This is a genomic window from Pedobacter sp. AC402, from assembly GCF_979252805.1.
In genome coordinates this window covers 371641-386903 of sequence record NZ_CEEDAI010000001.1, presented here as the reverse complement: position 1 = coordinate 386903, position 15263 = coordinate 371641, and the positions used below count along the sequence as shown (strand labels likewise).

The window sequence follows — 15263 nt, the reverse complement described above, 5'->3', positions numbered from 1 at the left end:
AAAAAATGAAACATAAAAATATATTATATGGTTTGATGTTGATGGGCATTGTTGTTTTATCGTCTTGTTTGTAAAACCCAGGGTAGAATTGGATGATACCAAGTGGGGAGATAATGCGGTGATAACAAACGTGCAATTGTTCAGGTATGATGAGGTTAAAAACCAGTTGGGCTACGGAGAAACGGTTACCGGTTATCAGATAACAGGTATAACTACCGCCTCAAATGTTATTGATAAAAGCCAGGCTACGGTTAGAATTGTTGTTGTAAAGGGGACAGACCTAACTAAGGTTGGCATTAGATTTTCTCATTTTGCAAAATCAATTGAGCCTATAAATGGTGCGCCAACTGCCGGCATAATTGCTGATTTTTCTAAAGGCGATTTTACTTATCGGCTCCATTCGGCTGATGGAACTGATCGTGACTGGAAAATTTTAATTTCAGTGGCACCGTAAGTTAATTAAAACCCAATGCCAAGTGGAAACAATTTCTGCTTGGCATTTTTATTACATAAAATAGAAACAATTATCCTGATTTTACCGCAAATTCCAGTTAGCCGGATCAAATTATTTAACACAAATATTGTTAGCAATGAAAAACTTAAACAGAAGAGAATTTATCAGCGGGATGTTTGCCACAGGGATTGTTCTGCAGATTCCTGATACTGCTCTCTGGCCATGTTTTCGCCGAAAGCAAAACCGATTATAGTTGGTGTAATTACCGATTTACATCAAGATGTAATTCATAACGGCAGCGAACGGTTAAATGCTTTTTTAACCCACTGTAAAAATATTGATCCCGATCTGATTCTTCAAATGGGTGATTTTGCCTATCCAAACGAAAAAAATAAGGAACTGATAGATCGCTTTAATGGTGCCCACCCTAGGCATTGCATGTAATTGGCAATCATGATACAGATTCAGGCCATACCAAAGCACAGTGCATCAGCTATTACAAAATGCCAGCCAGGTATTATACAAAAGAAATTAATGGGGTATGTTTTATTGTGTTGGACGGGAATGATAAAGGATCGCCAAAACATAAGGGAGGATACCCATCATTTATAAATGATGAGCAAAAAAATTGGTTGCAGCAACAATTAAAGGAGATCAATAAACCCATTATTATTGTAAGCCACCAACCGCTTGCAGGTGCTTTGGCGGTAGATAATGCCGAAGAAATACAGGAAATACTCAGTTCGGCTGGTGATAAAATTCTATTGGCTATAAATGGTCATACCCATATCGATTGCCAGTTGTTGATTAAAAATGTCAATTATCTTCACATTAATTCAGCCTCTTACTTTTGGGTGGGAAGCAAATACAAACACAATAGCTATCCTGAAGAAATTCATCAAAGCCATCAATGGATAGCCAGCACCTGCCCTTACGAGGATTCGCTTTTTACTACCTTAACAATTGATCCCTCATCGGCAAGCATTATCATCGAAGGCAGAAAAAGCAAATGGGTTGGCCCATCTCCAAAAGAACTGAATTTTAAGGATGAAACGGGGTTGCTTGTCGGCAAAGAGATTGTTCCTATTATACGCAAAAGAAGAATTATTGGTGTAGGGAAAAAATAAGTTTGATACACTTGAAATTCATTTTTATGGTAGTTGCCATTGCGTTATGCTGATGGTAGCTACCTTAATTATAAAAGAAGCTTCCAGAAAATAGGTAAAGCGACATAATTTAAGCTAAAAACATAATTAAAAGCAAAAAAAATGCTGACGTGTTTCCACGCCAACATTTTGATGTTAATCATTGGGTATTTAATTGAGCGCTTATGCGTTTGCCGGGGCTCCAGATATAATGCTTAAAACTTCCTTTAGCTCGTTAATCACAGCATCTGGATTTGCTTCTTCCAATTGTTCTTGTGTATGTGCACCTGTGGTAATGCCAATACTTAATCCGCAACCTGCATTTTGGCCTTCTTCTATATCAATATTCGAATCGCCAACTTTAACCACAAGTTTTCCATCATTTATTCCATGTTGTTTCATGGCCAATAAAATCATATCCGGTTCAGGTCTGTTTTGGCTAACATCTGATGCTGTAATCAGGGTATCAAAATCAACGCCCGCTTTCCAGCCAATTTTATCCAGAATAGCTGTTGCAGTAGATCGGTCGTAACCTGTATTCAGCACTGAAATAATTTCTTTTTCACGAAGTTTTTTAAAAAGTTCAATCGCACCCGGTTGTCCTGAAATATCTTCCTTTTCGTAAGCGAGTTTTAATTTTCCGATAAACTCATCATAAATGTCTCCTACAACACTTTCTTCAAAATTACCTTCGTAAGTTCTTAATACAGACCTAATGGCTTCTCTTTTTTCTTTTCCGGCGGCTACAGCGAGTACCTGATCGAGACTGTAATTAAAACCAGCCGCATTTATAGCATTCATTAAAGTTTTGTATACCAGGTTATTTTCGTTTATTGTTGTGCCAGCCATATCAAATACGACCATTTTAATTTCAGTATGCATTGTGCTTTTTATCTTTAAGGTAAATTAATTTTTTAAACTCAGTGGCCAAATATAATACCTGAAAAGTTACTAAACAAATGTTTAGTAATTGTTAACATTTACATTAACATTTGTTTACTTTTGCTAAACATTAAAAACGTTTATTTGCCAATTCTTGGCAATACACAAAAATGTGAGGCCACGATAACCAAATTGATCAATAGATAAATAAATATGAAAAATGCAAACTCTCATTGCCTTCAATGGATCAGGAAACCACCTTGAAGAAATGAAAACGGCTATTCCTGAATTGAAACCTGGTGAAATTCTTGTCGAGAATCTTTACACAACCATTTGTGGGAGTGATCTGCATACTTTCTGTGGATTACGAACCGAAGCCGTGCCCACGGTACTGGGCCACGAAATTGTTGGCGAAATTGTAGGTTTTCATCCTGAGCATGCCCAAATAGATTATTTAGGAAACCAGCTCAAAATCGGTGACCGGGTTACCTGGAGCAGTATTTGCTTCCAATACCGATTCGGACAGGGCGAGGGCAGGCATGCCACAAAAATCAGATGGGCTTTTTAAATATGGCCATGCTACCATAACTGATACTGATGCCCTTCACGGCGGACTTTCTACACACTGTGTATTAAAAAATGGTACCACAGTACTTAAAATCAGTAAAGAAATTCCGTTAAAGGTGGCAGCTACCATTAATTGTGCAGTTGCTACGGTTGCCGGTGCGGTACGATTATCAGGAAGTTTAAAAGGAAAAAAAGTGTTAATCTCCGGAGTGGGTTTACTAGGTCTAGTAGCTGCGGCAATGTGCAGTGCTGATGGGGCAGGAAGAGGTACTCGTTGCCGATGTAAATGCAGAACGCTTACAGCTGGCGCAATCATTTGGGGCTGGCAACCAATACTTATTAAACGAAAATCCTCAGCTTCCCAATAATATTGATGTAGTTTTCGATATGAGTGGCTCGCCAGATGCAATGGAAGCCGGACTTTCTACACTTACAGTTGGCGGCACGAGCAGTTCTGGATCGGAGCTGTATTTAAAGCCCGTGAAGTAAAGGTAAATGCCGAACAAATTGTTCGCAACCTGATCACCATCAAAGGGTTGCACAATTATAACCATGAAGATTTTACAGCAGCAGTTAAATTTATAGAAAATAATTATTCAAAATTTCCTTTCGAAGCATTGGTTTCAGCGGAGTTTGTGCTCGCTGAGGCCGAAGCTGCATTTAATTATGCAGTTGCGAATAAACCTATTCGTGTTGGGATAAATATTGCTAAAAAAGGCGGTAATGAACAGTAGCTCAAATACTTTAAAGTGGCGAGATGCTCCTGGTAACCATGTTGTGTTACCTCTTCTTTTATACTGGAAGGCACAATTTCGGCTGGGCAATAAAAGGTATGGTTGCAGAATTGCATATTCCTTACAGCACCATTGGCTGGATTAGCTTTTGTATGTTAATCGGTTATGCAATAGGCCAGTTTATCAACGGAAACCTTGCCGATAAATTAAGCCCGAAACTGATGATCGCAACAGGTGCCTATTTATCAATTCTGACAAATATTGCTATCAGTTTTTCCAACACGGCTACCTTAATTATGATCCTTTGGGGGCTAAATGGTTTCTTTCAATCTATGGCCTGGGCACCGGGTGCAAAACTGATTAATAACTGGTGGGATGAACACGAACGTGGTAAAGCTTTTGGTTTTTATACCATGGCGGCTGGATTATCTTCGGCAGTTACTTACCTGATTTCGATCGTGTTATTACAGCAGGGAATAGAATGGCGGATGTTGTTCCGTTTGCCTGTTTTACTTTTATTGATTACGGCTACCATACTTTTAATTGTAGCGAAAGATAAACCGGATGAGAATGAAAACACAGGAAATGCACAAGTTGATGCTCAGGAAACTGCTTGGTTGGATCGATATAAGGAAGCTTTTAAAAATAAAAAGTTTCTTCTCACTTCTTTGTCTTTTGGTTTCGAAAGTATGGCCCGTTATGGCCTTATATTTTGGGTTCCTGTACATTTTCTGGGTAAAGAATGGAAAGAAAATCCAGGCAATATCTGGGTTACTTTTCTGCTGCCGGTTGGGATGGCCATTGGTGCACTTTGTTTTGGCGTTTTGTCCGATACCATGTTTAAAGGAAACCGACTAAAGGCCATCATTGTGGGCATGTCGGTAAGTGCCGTGCTATCAATTCTCATTTTTATTGTGCCAACACAACAAATTGCATTAAGTGGTTTGCTGATGTTGCTTACAGGTTTCTTTGTATACGGTCCGCAGGCTTGCTATTGGCCATTAAGTCCTGATATGTTGGGCAGTAAGTTAACTGGTACAGGAGTGGGAATTATGAATATGTGTGGTTATCTTTTTGCGGCCATTGGCGAACCTTTTTTAGGTTACGTGATTGATATTACCGGCGATAGCAACAATATTTTTATTGTTACGGCAATTGCCTGTGTATCATCAGCTTCGATAGCATTTTTTGTTTCCAGAATGGGAGAAAAGACAAAAGTAGAGCAAGTTTTGGCCTAGTAAAGGCGATTACACAGGTTAAATTAAAAACCGGCAGTAAATTTTGGCTGTCGGTATGGTTCAAAGCATTTTTTTAAATAGAATATGAGTGTAAAAGGGATTAACAGGGCAACGGTAACAAACATGATCGGATTGCTTGAGCAATTGGAAGAGCTGGAAGGCATGGTTGGTAATGACCCTGAGGGTTGCGACCAAATCAGGAATCTTAAAGCAGATTTAATTACTACTTATCAGAAGTACGAATGTATGGTAAGGGAAATTAGTGAGCAGGTTGGTGTTTATCAGGATCTCTACGGAAAAATCAGGTTTAGATTTGTACCGGAAAAATTGAAATTACTCAGGCGAACTATTCCACAGGATAGCTACGAATTTGTGTTATTAAAAGCTAGCATTCAAAAAAGCCATATGATTTAAGTGTTTAATGCGTGCCATTAACTGTAAAATCAAAAATATCAAAATTGCGTGGATCACCCTGTGCTTTTAACTTATAAATAGCATTTAAGGGTTCTGAAATTATCATGGGTACCATTTCTTCATATCGGCCACCGTGCGAGCGTAAGGTGCCGTCTAATGCCTTTAAATCATGATGAGCGGCTGTTTTTCCGATAACAACATCACGGGCAGACAGTACAAATAGATCTCCGGTGCGATCGGCCGGTTGTTCCAGTATGCGGCAACCTGTTTCCTTATCATACACTTCAGTAATGCCAATTTGCTGCCTCAACCAGTTTTTTACCACTTCAATTTTAGCGGCATCATCCACATAAACCAACACATAAGAACCCAAGGCTCCATGGTGTTTAACATAAGGATCAGTAATGGGGCAGATTACCCTAAATCCACCACCAAATTTCTCATTAAGCATGGTTTCGATAAACAAAACATTTGGTGTTCCATCAGTTTTTATTTTTGCATTCATGCCATGATCGGCCGTTGCACCAATAACAGCTCCTAATTGCAGCATTTTTCCCAGTTCAATATCCTGTTCTTCGTAAAAAGCAAGCGATTCTTCCGTATCAGGTGCATAAGTATGTTGCATATAATCGGTAAGCGATAAATATAAAAAATCAGCCATGCCTTTTTCCAACAAGGCTACACCTGCTCTTAATACAAATAAACTCGCCTCTGCACTATAAATAAGGGGAGCTTTTTGCCCAATGAGTTCTTCTACATTCTCAATACCATGGGTTTGCAAATTTGCTTGTGCAGCCTTTTCAGCCGAAAAAGCAATGCCATTTAACTGATGTGAAAGGATATCACGTAGTTTTTCTTTTGCCGTAACAACTGCTACTTTTCTGCCAGCGTGCGCTGCTGCTGCCAATAATGTTTCGGCCCTCAGGTAATTGGAAGCATTCATCATTACCTCCTCATCTTTTTCGGCATCGTAAAAAAAGTTGCCACAAATACCATGTACTGCCGGACTCACCCCTGTTACGATAGACGAATTATTTACATTGGTAAAAGAAGGCAATGCACCGCGTACCATACCTCTGTATCCCTGTAGTATCATTTTTTTTAGGTTTGGCATCCGGTCGTGAACCAGTGTGGTATCAAGGTACTCGTCGGCCGAGCCATCCATGCAGATAACTACAATCGGTTTTGAGGGCGGTAAATAGGTTATATTATTTGCTGAAAAAGATTTGGTAGAAATAGCATTCATTGTTTGGTTACAAGGTTGTTTTGCGAACTGTGAATTTAACGCTTTATCGTGTAAAACCCATTATAAATATAGTTTAATTAATAAATACAGTGTGAGTTAATGAGCTTAGAAAATCCTGAACTATTTCAGCTATTCGTTTGCTAAAAGGTTTAATCAAATTTGATTAAATGCGATCGGAATTATTTGGCAAAATGCCCCAGTTATTGGAAGAATATGATGTGAAATATAAATATAGCATAAGATTCTTTGTTGATTAAGATAAATGTCATTAAAATAGCTCTTTTTTAAATAAATTCTTAATTTTAAATGGCTTCTAAATTAATAATTATATATTTGCAGCCTTGAAAGTAAACAATTTAACTAATCTTTTAGATCCAGTAATTTGTATTTACTTTTGATAGAGCCATAGGAATAAGGCTTTTTTAATTTTAAAGACAACCTAAACAACTTGAATGCTTAATTTAGTTCTCTTTGGCCCTCCAGGGGCGGGTAAAGGCACCCAATCTGAAAAACTGATTGCAAAATATCAGCTGGTACACGTTTCAACAGGCGATCTTTTTAGAGCACACGTTAAAGGAGAAACCGAATTAGGAAAAAAAGTTAGTCAATTGTTAGCTGATGGAGAATTGGTTCCTGATGCCATTACAATTGCCATGCTTGAAGAAGAGGTAGATAAAAATCCGGATGCCAAAGGATTTGTGTTTGATGGATTTCCACGTACCGTTCCACAAGCAGCAGAGCTTGATTTATTTTTAGAGCGTAAAGGCAGCAAAATTGCTGGTGTAATTGCTTTGGATGTAGATCAGGATGAGTTGACAAAACGTATTGCTGAGCGCCATAAAACGAGTGGCAGACCAGATGATGACGCTGAAAAACTAAAAAAGCGGATTTCAGAATACTTTGATAAAACCATCCACGTTTTGCCTTATTATGAGGAGCAAGGAAAGTTGAATAAAGTAAACGGTATTGGCGAAATTGATACGGTATATAACGATCTTTGTGCTGTAATTGATCAGTACAAGGTATAATTATCGATTTATATTATAAAACAATAGGATTATAGAAAGGGATTTAACCAATCCTGATTCAATATTTCAAAAAACATACAAAGAGTTATAATGTTAAAACGTTATAACTCTTTAATTTTAAAGGAGCTTGTATTAACAATGTTCCATGATTAACATTTCAATATTTAAATATGTCACAGGGTTCGAATTTCGTAGATTATGTAAAAATTTGTTGCCGTTCTGGTAAAGGCGGTGCAGGTTCGGCACATTTACATCGTGATATTTTAACATCAATGGGCGGTCCTGATGGTGGTGATGGCGGTCGTGGTGGCCACATTATTGTTAAAGGAAGTATCCACATCTGGACATTGTTGCACCTTAAATACCGCAAGCACATTATTGCAGAAGATGGTGGTGCAGGTGGCAGTTCTCATAAATTTGGTAAGCAGGGCACTGATGAAATTCTTGAAGTACCGCTAGGTACCATTGCCAAAGATGCAGAAACCGGCGAAGTACTATTTGAAATTACCAAAGATGGCGAAACCAAAATTTTAACAGCTGGTGGCCGTGGTGGTTTAGGTAACGCACACTTTAAAAATTCAGTTCAACAAACTCCACGTTTTGCACAACCAGGAGAACAGGGAAAAGAAGTTTGGAATATTTTAGAATTAAAAGTACTGGCTGATGTAGGCTTGGTTGGTTTTCCCAATGCAGGTAAATCTTACTTTGCTTTCTGTTGTTTCTGCAGCCAAACCCGAAATTGCCGATTATCCTTTTACTACAATCGTACCTAACCTGGGTATTGTAAGTTACCGTGGTGGCAAATCTTTTGTAATGGCCGATATTCCGGGCATTATCGAAGGGGCATCAAAAGGTAAAGGATTAGGTTATCGTTTCTTGCGTCATATCGAACGCAACTCTGTGCTTTTATTTATGGTTCCGGCAGATACAAGCAGAAGCATTAAAGAAGAATATGAAATTTTAAAAAGCGAGCTCGAATCTTACAATCCGGAGTTAATGCAAAAACCACATGTTTTAGCCATTACGAAATCAGACATGCTTGATGATGAATTAATGGAAGAAATGAAACAGGACCTGCCAAAGATTCCATCTATTTTTATCTCATCAGTAGCAGAAAAGAATATTCTTGAATTGAAAGATATGCTTTGGAAAGCGATTGAAAGCTAGTTTTTGGTTAATAATTTAAACTTTTTAATTGCTTAACTGTTGCTTTGAGCAATTAAAAAGTTAACCGATTTCATCAATCAAGCTATCATTCATCTAGGCTCTGAAGCGGTCTACAGCCAGTCCGATCCATTCTTTAAATAGCAGTTCCCACATGCCTAGTGTACCCGCGTTTGGTATAATGCAATCAGCCCATGCAAATTCAGTTTCTCCCAAAAAATTGGTAGGGTAGTATTCAATTTTATTTTTGGTTTGTTTGTCGAAAATCAATTTCGCCCTTGGTATGTGCCAGGCACTCGTAATTACCAAAATCTTTGCCTGTGGGTTGTTGTTGTTAATAAGCGCTATACTGTATTTAGCGTTTTCAACCGTGTTTCTGCTTTGGTTTTCTACAATTATTGCAGCATCCGGAATGCCAATCAGTTTCAGGTATTTAATGGCTAAATCAGCCTCTTTAACTTTATTATTCATCAGGTTCGCACTTCCGCTGCTTAAAAGAATCTGTTTAATCTGCCCCTTTTTATAAAGCGCAATTGCCTGGAATAAACGATCGCTTGCTGAGCCAAAAGAAATTTCATTATTCCGTTTATTTAAGCCAGAAAAGCCACCAAGTACAATACCTACATCATATTTTTGTACTTTCGGGTAGCCCGCTTCATAGGCATTCATCACTACGCCCCCAATAAAGGCATTTGAAAAAAAAGCAGCCAGCACCAATCCGAAAATTAAATACTGCTTCCCTTTTTTAGGATTCCTTGCTGCGGTTGCGCAAATTAAGAGTACAAAAACCCATACTATTGGTTTAATCAGAAACAGTAAAATCTTCGAGAGGATAAAAATCATAAATGGACATTATCCTGTAAAACTAAGAAATTGTTTAAGAGCTAGTGATGCGAATGCAGCGAAAATTCGTCATTTCGAATGCAATGCAACCGAAACGACGAATTTCTATTATAAACTTTAATTTTTATCCTTGTCCTTCTTGCACCTGACCATTTTCATGCGCGTTTTCCAGAATTTCTTTCACATCCGATTTGCGTTTCTTGGCAACCGTATGTTTAAAGTGAGGCACTTCATGTTCAACAATATCTTCTTCAATTGCTTCAACACCAAAAACTTTCTCTTTCAAAAGATTGTACTTATCTTGAAAACCATACCTTAGGTTTTTGGCACCACCTGCAATTTTTCCGCGTGTACCTGCACCACTATCAGGGGCAAATAAAATACTGATTACCGCACCCGCAGCTAAACCAGCCACAAGGGCAAGCGCTATTTTTGCACTGTTATCCGATTCGTGCTTTAAATATTTTCCGATTAACTTTCTGTATTTCATAACGTAGCATTTTTAAAAGCAACAAATGCTGGCTTATAATGTTTTGAGGTTTTTTGATTTGGAAAAGAAATGCATTTGGTTTTAAAGAAAGAAGAAGTGCTTTACCCATCATTTTTAAAAAAAGACCGGAGTTTTACTTAAGTTTAAAGTTAATGCACATATTTGAAATTCTAAAATGAATAATAATGGTAAAAGCAACAATAAATAAAGAACATTATGCCTGTTCGGTAAGCAATGGTTCGCACGATATTATCGTAGATGAGCCCTTCGAACTCGGTGGAACACACAAGGGTTTTGCTCCCAAAGGATTGTTAATGGCCTCTTTAGCATCGTGTGTAGCCATTACCTTAAGAATGTATGCCGATAGAAAAGAGTGGCCGATTGATAAAATAGAAGTAGAGGTAAATATTGATACCGAAAATGGTGAAACAGTATTTTTCGAAGAAATTACTTGTACAGGAGTACTCACTGAGGAGCAAAAAATCAGGTTGGAAGATATCGCTTCGAAATGCCCGGTAAGTAAAATCCTGGCGGCCGGGCATGAAATCAGGTCGAAAGTACTTTAAAGGTAAAGGTGTAAAACTCGTTTTTACAATGATAAAAAGCTTTAATATCTTTACCAATAAAAATGCCTCGGTGTACTTTGCACCCGTGGTTAAAACAATAATCAATGCCTACCGAAATAAAATGCCCCAACTGTGCACATGTTTTTCCGATGGAAGAAGCCATGGCCGAAGATTATAAAAAAGAGTTACGAGAAAAAGCGGCTGCTTATGCAAGGCAGAAAGATGAAGAATATCAACGTAAACTGCAGATTTTCGAATCAGAAAAACAACAGCAGGTAAAAGCATTTGATGCTAAACTTGCAGAAGAAAAGGCCAAGCTCAAAGATAACCTGGAAGAAAACCTGCGCAAAAGTATTTCTGCAGATTTCGAAACCAAGCTGCAGATGCTCGAGGGCAATGCAAAAGATAATGCCGAAAATTAAGGCTTGCACGCGAAAAAGAACTGGAGTTTTTACGTCGCGAGGAAAGCCTTAAAGTTAAAGAAGAAGAAATGGAGCTTGCCTTTCAGCGTAAAATGCAAGAGCAGCGTAACGAGCTGGTAGAGCAGATCCGTAAGCAGGAAGCAGAAAAAAACAGCATTAAAGATACCGAACATCAGTTGCGTTTAAAGGAGCTGGAGAAACAGCTCGATGACCAGAAAAAACTGGCAGAAGAAATGAAACGGAAAGCCGAGCAGGGCAGTATGCAATTGCAGGGCGAAGTGCAGGAGCTTATTTTAGAAGAATTGCTCCGTACCAATTATCCTTTCGATTTAATAGAAGAAGTTGGTAAAGGAGTTAGGGGAGCAGATTGCGTGCAGGTGGTGCGCAACCAGTTTGGACAGGAATGCGGCAAAATTATTTATGAAAGCAAACGTACCAAAGATTTTGGTGGCGACTGGATCGAGAAACTGAAGAAAGACATGCGCAGCATGGGTATTGATGTGGCCGTAATTGTAAGTTAGTGTTACCCTAAAGGTATGGATTGTTTTGGGCAACGCGATGGCGTTTGGATCTGTTCTTTCGAAGAAGTAAATGCCGTGGCCTATGTTTTACGTGAAGGGATTTTGCGACTGGCAGGTGCAGTGAAATCGCAGGAAAACCGCGGTGAGAAAATGCATATGTTATACGATTACCTGATGGGAGCCGAATTTTCGGAGCAATGGAAAGCAATTAGAGAAGGTTTTATGAGCATGAAGCTTTCCATCCAGCGCGAGCGTGATGCAATGGAACGGTTATGGAAAGCGCGGGAAAAACAGTTGGAGAAAGTGCTGTTAAATGCAACGCATATCCGGGGTTCGATAGAAGGTATTGCCGGGAGTGATAGTGTGCAACTGAGTTTGACTGATGATGATGACGATACTTTGCTTTTAGAATAAGAGAGAAAACCGTGACTCTGTTTCGCTTTTAAATCGGACCTTCATTATGGCTCAAATATATTGAATCATCATCCGGGCTTAATTTTCTATCGGATTGTTTTCTGGTTAAATGATATTGTTGGTCGTTTTGTCTATATTGTTATAACTGATCATCGTCCGGGGCTAGTTTTTATAGCAGATCGTCATCCTGAACTTGTTTCAGGAACTATTGATAAGAAACATTAGAACTGGCAATTTCCAACTGAAAACTGTCAACTGAAAACTGCCAGCTGAAAACTGTCAACCGAAAACTGTCAACTGAAAACTGATCTGGGCGTTACCCAATCCCGTGAAAAACGGGAAAGGGTCAGGCTTTTCAGGGCTGCGCTGCGCTCTGGTACCGATGAAGAATCGGTACTGAACCCTTACAATCCTTAACGCGGATGAAATTGATAAGAAGAATACTTAAGTTAATTTGATAGATACTAGATTGATTTAAATGAGATGAAATTATAACCGGATAGTCTGCGGCAAGATTTGGTAAGGATCTATTAAAATGATTAAATCTCTTTTGAGATACGATTTGAGTGTTTCACGATTTGAATTACCATTCATTCGGTACTGTTCGATAACATTATCAGGAAGAAATTAATAACTTTAAATAATTTTCAGGTTGAATAAAACCTGAATTGAATAACAATAAATAAATAATAAAATGAATAAAAATTCTAATCAATCTTTTAACCGCTCAGGGATTCTTACTATCCTCTGCACCTTAATTTTTTTTGGGAATAGTTTCGGGAACGTTCCCGAAAAAGATTTTAAGTCGCCGGATGGTAATTTGATAGCTCACTTTGCATTGGCAGAAGGAGGGGTACCTACCTACAGTTTAAAGTATAAAGGCAAAGACGTTATTAAAACCAGTAAACTTGGTCTGGAGCTTAAAGATGGCAAATCTCTAATGAACGGTTTTACCATTACCGATACCAAAACAAGCACCTTTAACGAAACCTGGAAACCGGTTTGGGGTGAGGTAAAAGAAATTGTAAACCATTACAACGAGCTGGCCGTAACGCTAACACAAAAAGAAAGCAACCGTTATATTATTGTGCGTTTGCGGTTATTTAATGATGGTTTAGGCTTTAGGTATGAATTTCCTGAGCAGAAAAACCTCGATTATTTTATAATCAAAGAAGAAAAAACCCAGTTTGCCCTGGCTGGCGATCATAAAGCATTTTGGCTTCCGGGCGATTACGATACGCAGGAATATAGTACGGTAACTTCAAATCTATCAGAAGTTCGTGCTAAAATGAAAGCCGCTGTAACGCCAAATGCATCGCAAACCACTTTTTCACCAACAGGTTTACAAACACCTTTAATGATGAAGAGTAAAGATGGTTTATACATCAATATCCATGAAGCCGCTTTGATCAATTATTCTTTAATGTCGCTAAATCTGGATGACAAGAACATGGTTTTAGAATCGTGGTTAACACCTGATGCTATTGGTGATAAAGGATATATGCAGGCACCATGTTTGTCGCCTTGGCGCACCATTATTGTAAGCGATAAAGCTGCCGATATTTTAACTTCAAAACTCACTTATAACCTTAACGAGCCAACTAAATTTAAAGATGTATCATGGATAAAACCAACAAAATATGTTGGTGTATGGTGGGAAATGATTACAGGTAAAAGTACCTGGGCTTATAATGATTTAACCAGTGTACAGTTAGGTGTAACCGATTATTCGAAAACCAAACCCAACGGAAAACATGCTGCAAATACCGCACACGTAAAAGAATATATAGATTTTGCCGCCAAAAATGGTTTAGATGCCGTTTTGGTTGAAGGCTGGAACGAAGGCTGGGAAGATTGGTTTGGTAAAACAAAAGATTATGTATTTGATTTTGTAACGCCATATCCTGATTTTGATGTAAAAAGAGCTACACCGTTATGCAGCCAGTAAGGGCATTAAAATGATTATGCACCACGAAACCTCATCGTCGGTACGTAATTATGAACGCCATTTAGATACTGCTTATAAGTTTATGAAAGCCAATGGTTATGATGCCGTAAAAAGCGGTTATGTTGGCAATATGATCCCCAGGGGAGAGCACCATTATGGCCAGTGGTTAAATAACCATTACCTGTACGCAATTCAGAAAGCGGCCGAATATAAAATTATGGTAAATGCACACGAGGCGGTTAGGCCAACCGGTTTGGCGCGTACTTATCCAAATCTGATCGGAAATGAATCAGCAAGAGGTACAGAGTATGAAGCTTTTGGCGGTAACAATGCCGATCATACCACTATTTTACCCTTTACCCGTTTAATTGGTGGACCGATGGATTATACCCCGGGTATTTTCGAAACCAAAGTAAGTGCTTACAATCCCGAAAACACCTCATTTGTACACAGTACACTCGCCCGTCAGCTCGCCCTTTACGTAACCATGTACAGTCCGCTGCAAATGGCTGCCGATTTACCCGAAACCTATAACAAGTACATGGATGCTTTCCAGTTTATTAAAGATGTTGCTGTAGATTGGGACGATACCAAAGTTTTGGAAGCCGAACCAGGTGATTATATTACTTTCGCACGTAAAGCAAAAGGCAAAAACAATTGGTTTGTAGGTCGTACCAATGATGAAGAGGCACGTACCTCTAAAATTGATTTCAGCTTTTTAGATCCCGGTAAAAAATATACCGCAACCATTTATGCTGATGCAAAAGATGCAAATTATGAAACCAATCCTGAAGGCCTATACCATTCGTAAAATGGAAGTAACCAATAAAACAAAGTTCACGCAATACTGTGCTCCAGGCGGAGGATATGCAATTAGCATCATGGCGAAATAATTTTGTGGTGTCAGTTGTTAACAATTGACGTTGTATTTAACGTATTATTTTGTTTTACCACGGATGGACACAGATAAGCACAGATCAAATATTATCTGTGCTTATCCTTTTTATCTGTGGTTAAAGTGTTTTGTGGCGCCAGTTGGCAACAATTGACGCTGTATTAACGTATTGTTTTTTTACCACGGATGGACACAGATAAACACAGATCAAATATTATCTGTGCTTATCCTGTTTATCTGCGGGTTAAAGTGTTCTATGGAGTCAATTGGCAACAACTGACGCTATATTTAA

17 protein-coding genes and 2 pseudogenes are annotated in these 15263 nt (G+C 38.6%); 15 read left to right on the top strand and 4 right to left on the bottom strand.

Features of this window, described 5'->3' with window-relative positions:
- The first annotated feature begins 64 nt into the window (after positions 1–64).
- From AC0IWE_RS01705 to AC0IWE_RS01695, 3 genes are all read left to right on the top strand, one after another.
- Complete coding sequence (locus tag AC0IWE_RS01705) at positions 65–454, top strand: DUF5018-related domain-containing protein (protein ID WP_471791660.1); 390 nt, start codon at positions 65–67, stop codon at positions 452–454.
- A 222-nt stretch (positions 455–676) separates the two neighbouring features.
- Positions 677–898 carry a metallophosphoesterase gene (locus tag AC0IWE_RS01700; protein ID WP_471791659.1) on the top strand — a complete coding sequence of 74 codons (222 nt, stop codon included), beginning with the start codon at positions 677–679 and terminating at the stop codon, positions 896–898.
- Between the two features lie 59 nt (positions 899–957).
- A complete protein-coding gene (locus tag AC0IWE_RS01695; RefSeq protein WP_471791658.1) occupies positions 958–1581 on the top strand; it encodes a metallophosphoesterase family protein in 624 nt (207 codons plus the stop codon).
- Between the two features lie 201 nt (positions 1582–1782).
- On the opposite strand, the gene AC0IWE_RS01690 is transcribed toward AC0IWE_RS01695, so the two are convergent.
- Entirely contained in the window at positions 1783–2481 is a 699-nt protein-coding gene (locus tag AC0IWE_RS01690) for a phosphonatase-like hydrolase (RefSeq protein ID WP_055912596.1), read from the bottom strand.
- A 220-nt stretch (positions 2482–2701) separates the two neighbouring features.
- On the opposite strand from AC0IWE_RS01690, the gene AC0IWE_RS01685 reads away from it, so the two are divergent.
- The 5 genes from AC0IWE_RS01685 (at position 2702) to AC0IWE_RS01665 (ending at position 5434) form a co-directional block, all read left to right on the top strand.
- On the top strand, positions 2702–3049 hold the full coding sequence (locus tag AC0IWE_RS01685) for an alcohol dehydrogenase catalytic domain-containing protein (protein ID WP_471791657.1): 348 nt from the start codon (positions 2702–2704) through the stop codon (positions 3047–3049).
- Between the two features lie 251 nt (positions 3050–3300).
- Positions 3301–3537, top strand: a complete 237-nt coding sequence (locus AC0IWE_RS01680) for a zinc-binding dehydrogenase (RefSeq protein WP_471791656.1) — start codon at positions 3301–3303, stop codon at positions 3535–3537.
- Positions 3538–3584: 47 nt separating this feature from the next.
- Complete coding sequence (locus tag AC0IWE_RS01675; RefSeq protein WP_471791655.1) at positions 3585–3782, top strand: hypothetical protein; 198 nt, start codon at positions 3585–3587, stop codon at positions 3780–3782.
- A 23-nt stretch (positions 3783–3805) separates the two neighbouring features.
- Complete coding sequence (locus AC0IWE_RS01670) at positions 3806–5020, top strand: MFS transporter (RefSeq protein ID WP_471791654.1); 1215 nt, start codon at positions 3806–3808, stop codon at positions 5018–5020.
- Between the two features lie 84 nt (positions 5021–5104).
- On the top strand, positions 5105–5434 hold the full coding sequence (locus AC0IWE_RS01665) for a hypothetical protein (protein ID WP_055912590.1): 330 nt from the start codon (positions 5105–5107) through the stop codon (positions 5432–5434).
- Between the two features lie 4 nt (positions 5435–5438).
- On the opposite strand, the gene phnA is transcribed toward AC0IWE_RS01665, so the two are convergent.
- Complete coding sequence (phnA, locus tag AC0IWE_RS01660; protein ID WP_471791653.1) at positions 5439–6680, bottom strand: phosphonoacetate hydrolase; 1242 nt, start codon at positions 6678–6680, stop codon at positions 5439–5441.
- Positions 6681–7132: 452 nt separating this feature from the next.
- Between phnA and AC0IWE_RS01655 the strand changes: the two genes are divergently transcribed.
- Both AC0IWE_RS01655 and obgE read left to right on the top strand, forming a co-directional pair.
- The gene (locus tag AC0IWE_RS01655) at positions 7133–7708 is read left to right on the top strand and encodes an adenylate kinase (RefSeq protein ID WP_055912583.1); all 576 of its coding nucleotides are present in this window, start codon (positions 7133–7135) and stop codon (positions 7706–7708) included.
- Positions 7709–7878: 170 nt separating this feature from the next.
- A pseudogene (gene obgE, locus AC0IWE_RS01650) lies at positions 7879–8875 on the top strand (GTPase ObgE).
- Positions 8876–8968: 93 nt separating this feature from the next.
- Here the strand turns inward: obgE and AC0IWE_RS01645 are convergent.
- Both AC0IWE_RS01645 and AC0IWE_RS01640 read right to left on the bottom strand, forming a co-directional pair.
- Positions 8969–9715: a YdcF family protein gene (locus AC0IWE_RS01645; protein ID WP_471791652.1), complete on the bottom strand. Its 747-nt coding sequence runs from the start codon at positions 9713–9715 to the stop codon at positions 8969–8971.
- 124 nt (positions 9716–9839) lie between these two features.
- Positions 9840–10205, bottom strand: coding sequence for a YtxH domain-containing protein (locus AC0IWE_RS01640; RefSeq protein WP_132400671.1), 366 nt, complete (start codon positions 10203–10205; stop codon positions 9840–9842).
- A 185-nt stretch (positions 10206–10390) separates the two neighbouring features.
- Between AC0IWE_RS01640 and AC0IWE_RS01635 the strand changes: the two genes are divergently transcribed.
- From AC0IWE_RS01635 to AC0IWE_RS01615, 5 genes and pseudogenes are all read left to right on the top strand, one after another.
- Entirely contained in the window at positions 10391–10771 is a 381-nt protein-coding gene (locus AC0IWE_RS01635) for an OsmC family protein (RefSeq protein ID WP_055912574.1), read from the top strand.
- 104 nt (positions 10772–10875) lie between these two features.
- Complete coding sequence (locus tag AC0IWE_RS01630; RefSeq protein ID WP_471791651.1) at positions 10876–11193, top strand: hypothetical protein; 318 nt, start codon at positions 10876–10878, stop codon at positions 11191–11193.
- Between the two features lie 68 nt (positions 11194–11261).
- Positions 11262–12128: pseudogene (locus AC0IWE_RS01625) on the top strand (DUF2130 domain-containing protein).
- A gap of 694 nt (positions 12129–12822) precedes the next feature.
- A complete protein-coding gene (locus tag AC0IWE_RS01620; RefSeq protein WP_471791650.1) occupies positions 12823–14076 on the top strand; it encodes a glycoside hydrolase family 97 N-terminal domain-containing protein in 1254 nt (417 codons plus the stop codon).
- A 16-nt stretch (positions 14077–14092) separates the two neighbouring features.
- Complete coding sequence (locus AC0IWE_RS01615) at positions 14093–14887, top strand: glycoside hydrolase family 97 catalytic domain-containing protein (protein ID WP_471791649.1); 795 nt, start codon at positions 14093–14095, stop codon at positions 14885–14887.
- The last annotated feature ends 376 nt before the right edge of the window (positions 14888–15263 follow it).